At 31.3% G+C, this 4201-nt stretch carries 4 protein-coding genes; 3 read left to right on the forward strand and 1 reads right to left on the reverse strand.

Annotation, left to right across the window (positions count from 1 at the left end; genetic code table 11):
* Positions 1–99 precede the first annotated feature (99 nt).
* Positions 100–222, forward strand: a complete 123-nt coding sequence (locus CD113_RS12965; protein ID WP_269457578.1) for a hypothetical protein — start codon at positions 100–102, stop codon at positions 220–222.
* Between the two features lie 632 nt (positions 223–854).
* Here CD113_RS12965 and pdxR read toward each other — a convergent pair.
* Positions 855–2231 (reverse strand): MocR-like pyridoxine biosynthesis transcription factor PdxR, encoded by a 1377-nt coding sequence (pdxR, locus tag CD113_RS10615; RefSeq protein WP_002461504.1) that lies wholly within the window; start codon positions 2229–2231, stop codon positions 855–857.
* 101 nt (positions 2232–2332) lie between these two features.
* Here pdxR and pdxS point away from each other — a divergent pair, with 101 nt between their 5' ends.
* A complete protein-coding gene (pdxS, locus tag CD113_RS10620; protein WP_002461505.1) occupies positions 2333–3220 on the forward strand; it encodes a pyridoxal 5'-phosphate synthase lyase subunit PdxS in 888 nt (295 codons plus the stop codon).
* Positions 3221–3224: 4 nt separating this feature from the next.
* Positions 3225–3788 carry a pyridoxal 5'-phosphate synthase glutaminase subunit PdxT gene (gene pdxT, locus CD113_RS10625; RefSeq protein ID WP_002461506.1) on the forward strand — a complete coding sequence of 188 codons (564 nt, stop codon included), beginning with the start codon at positions 3225–3227 and terminating at the stop codon, positions 3786–3788.
* Positions 3789–4201 lie beyond the last annotated feature (413 nt).

The raw sequence follows: 4201 nt of genomic DNA on the forward strand, positions 1-4201 counted from the left end.
CGATGGTAGTCGGACTTACGTTCCGCTAGAGTAGGACGTTGCCAGGCAATAAAAATGGATGCGATGAGCCGCATTGAGACCGTAAGGTCTCTTTTTTTATTGTCTAAAAGACATGAAGGTATAGAAGGACTTGATGCAGAGCAAGCGTTTGAAGCTGACGAAATAAGGAACGAACGCCACGACTTTAGACGAGCTAAAGGAGTCAGAGAGAGACGTCAATGAGGAAAGATGCGAGCGGTTGTCTCAAGTCAAGAAAGCGCCTTAGCGCCGATGGTAGCAGACTACGTTCCGCTAGAGTAGGACGTTGCCAGGCAATAAAAATGGATGCGATGAGCCGCATTGAGACCGCAAGGTCTCTATTTTTTGGTTCTATAATAAATCGGACTGATAGAAAATTTTAAGTTATTTTCTATTAGTCCGATTTTTGTATTTTGAATATGAAAAAGCGCAATTATCTCTATAATTAAAAGTGACTAAACAAATAATCTAAGGAGATAATGCGCCTATGTGGAAATGATAATTTAATAATGTACACTATTGACTATTTAAGTATGTACGATCTTTAAAATTATCTAAAATAGGAATTGTTTTGAAGTTGAAATTCCTGAAGTATGTACTTAACATAAAAAATTGGTTATCCGTTTTTCATGCACTGCAGATTGGTCATTAGTAACCTAACACAAAAAATCAATAATTAGAATTTTTATTATAACGTGCAAATTGGGATGGGAGATTTTATAAAGTAATTATATATCAGTCCAATTTGACAGAAAATCATTTTTAAAGCAACTTAATTATTGTACAATAGACAAGCTATTGTATAAGTAACACTAACTTTTTTCAAAGAAGTGTTACTATATAATTAAAGCTCTAATTAATGCATCAGTATGTGCTTTTAATTTGTCTTCATTTATTCCTCCAAACCCAAGAATAAATTTAGGTAATTTATTATAATTATCACTTTCTTCATAATTATAAACTTGTAATTCTAATTTTTCTGTCATAGCTCTATCTAGACATTCTTTCAAGGTTAACCCATTCGTAACAGTTATATTAAAATGCATACCTGTTTCTGCACCTTCTATAGTTAATTGATCTTCATATGGTTTTAATTCCTTAAGTATAAAAGATAATTTATTTCTATAGACTTTTCTCATTCTATTTAAGTGTCTATTAAAACTGCCACTTTCCATGAAAAGAGAAACTATTTTTTGCATATGAACCGGAACAGTATTTGTTTCTTTATGCTGTTGATTGTAAAAACGTTGCAGTAGTTTTGAAGGAAGAACTAAATAAGCAATTCTACAACTTGGAAAAATTGACTTTGAAAATGTACTTATATATATCACTTTTTCTTTTGAATCTAAACTTTGTAATGCTGGAATAGGTTTACCATAATATCTAAATTCTGAATCATAGTCATCTTCTATTATGTATCTATTTTCATTTTCTTGTGCCCAGTTGATGAGTTGTGTTCTCTTTTTTAAATCCATAATAAAGCCTGTTGGAAATTGATGAGAAGGTGTTATATATACTATATTTTTATTAGATTTAATGACTTCATCAACGTTAATCCCGTTTTTTTCAACTTTGATTTGATCATAACTAACATGTTGTTTATCTAAGACAAATTTTATAGGTGGATAACTAGGTTTTTCTATTATAAATGAAGAATCATTGAGTAAAGTTACTAATAAATTGAGTAATTGTTCTGTTGATGATCCAATGATTACTTGATTTGGATGACAAGTTACTCCACGACTATTAAATAAATATTGAGTTATTTGCTGACGCAACTCCACTTCTCCTTGAATATCTCCACGTTGCAATAAAGTTAAGTTATTAGCATCAAATACATCTTTGGAATATTTTCTGAATAGATCAATAGGAAAATATTTAGTATCAATTTGAGCTAGTTTAAATGAATATTCATTTTCTGTAAACGAATTTTTTTTATTTAAAGTATCATCAATAGATAATATTTCATAATTATAATTCTGAAAAATAGGTAAAGACTCAATATCAGAGACAAAGAATCCAGATTTAGGTTTAGAATATATATATCCTTCATCTTGTAAAAGATGATATGCATGTTCTATTGTTGTTTGACTTACTGAAAGATGATTTCCAAGTTGTCTTTTTGAGTAAAATTTGTCATTAGCTTTAAATTGTCCTTCTATTATTTGTTTCTTTAGTTTTTCGTACAATTCAATATATAAAGTAGATTTCATTGTTAAACTGACCCCTTAATTTTATGTCATTTTGTACCTGTTTAAATATCAGTTTATATTTTAAAATAAATTTAATCAAATGATATAGGAGTGAAATATCTATGAGTAAAATTATTGGTTCTGAACGAGTAAAACGTGGTATGGCTGAAATGCAGAAAGGCGGCGTTATTATGGACGTAGTTAACGCTGAACAAGCTAGAATTGCTGAAGAAGCAGGGGCAGTAGCTGTAATGGCATTAGAAAGGGTACCATCAGATATTAGAGCAGCTGGTGGGGTTGCACGTATGGCTAATCCTAAAATTGTTGAAGAAGTAATGAATGCAGTGTCAATTCCTGTAATGGCAAAAGCACGGATTGGACATATTACTGAAGCCCGTGTTTTAGAATCAATGGGAGTAGACTATATAGATGAATCAGAAGTTTTAACACCTGCTGATGAAGAATATCATTTAAGAAAAGACCAGTTTACTGTTCCATTTGTATGTGGCTGTCGTAATTTAGGTGAGGCTGCAAGAAGAATTGGAGAAGGTGCGGCAATGTTACGTACTAAAGGTGAACCGGGAACAGGAAATATAGTAGAAGCTGTAAGACATATGAGACAAGTTAATTCTGAAGTAAGTCGTTTAACTGTTATGAATGAAGATGAAATCATGACATTTGCTAAAGATATCGGTGTACCGTATGAAATTTTAAAACAAATTAAAGATAACGGTCGTTTACCAGTAGTTAACTTCGCTGCAGGTGGAGTAGCAACACCTCAAGATGCAGCTTTAATGATGGAACTTGGAGCTGATGGTGTGTTTGTTGGGTCTGGTATTTTCAAATCAGAAGATCCTGAAAAATTTGCAAAAGCTATCGTACAAGCAACAACACATTATCAAGATTATGAGTTAATAGGTAAATTAGCAAGTGAATTAGGTACTGCTATGAAAGGTCTAGATATAAATCAATTATCATTAGAAGAACGTATGCAAGAGCGTGGTTGGTAAGGTTATGAAAATAGGTGTATTAGCATTACAAGGTGCCGTTCGTGAGCATATTCGACACATCGAATTAAGTGGACATGAAGGTATAGCCGTAAAAAGAGTTGAGCAATTAAATGAAATTGAGGGTTTAATTCTTCCTGGTGGAGAATCAACGACATTGAGACGTTTAATGAATTTATATGGTTTTAAGGAAGCGTTACAACAATCATCATTACCAATGTTTGGTACTTGTGCTGGATTAATTGTATTAGCACAAGATATTGTTGGAGAAACTGGATATTTAAATAAATTGAACATAACAGTAGAACGTAATTCATTTGGAAGACAAGTAGACAGCTTTGAAACTGAACTAGAGATAAAAGGAATAGCTAACGATATAGAAGGCGTCTTCATTCGAGCGCCACATATTGCTAATGTTGGAGAAAATGTAGAAATATTGTCTACAGTTAATGATAAAATTGTAGCTGTTAAACAAAATCAATACTTAGGTGTATCATTTCATCCTGAACTAACAGATGATTATAGGGTAACTGATTATTTTATTAATAAAATAATTAAAGAAACACATTAATTAAATGTTATTAATAGTAATTTGTAGATTATTTAAGTAAAAAAATAATAGAGAAATATAGAGAAGTACAAAGATGAATAAAAACAACACCTAATATAATGGATATTGAACGGTTGAATCATAGTTCAACTAAATTGTAACCATTATATATAGGTGTTTTTCTTTATAAACTTGTTGAATGTCATCTTCAAACATAATGTGTTTTCCTTTATAATCTAATGTTTTTATAATATAATTAGACATAGGCACAATCCCTCTCTTTCTTTAGTTGTGGTGACTTAAATGATAGGGTATTGTGCCCTTTTTTCAAAAAATGGTTCTCTAACAAATCGGACTGATACATAATTAAATTTTCAAGCCTCGCTATGCCCAACCTGCATTGCATGAAAAAACTGGATAACCAGTTTTTCTGT

The organism is Staphylococcus simiae, from assembly GCF_002902085.1.
Taxonomy (GTDB): Bacteria; Bacillota; Bacilli; order Staphylococcales; family Staphylococcaceae; genus Staphylococcus; species Staphylococcus simiae.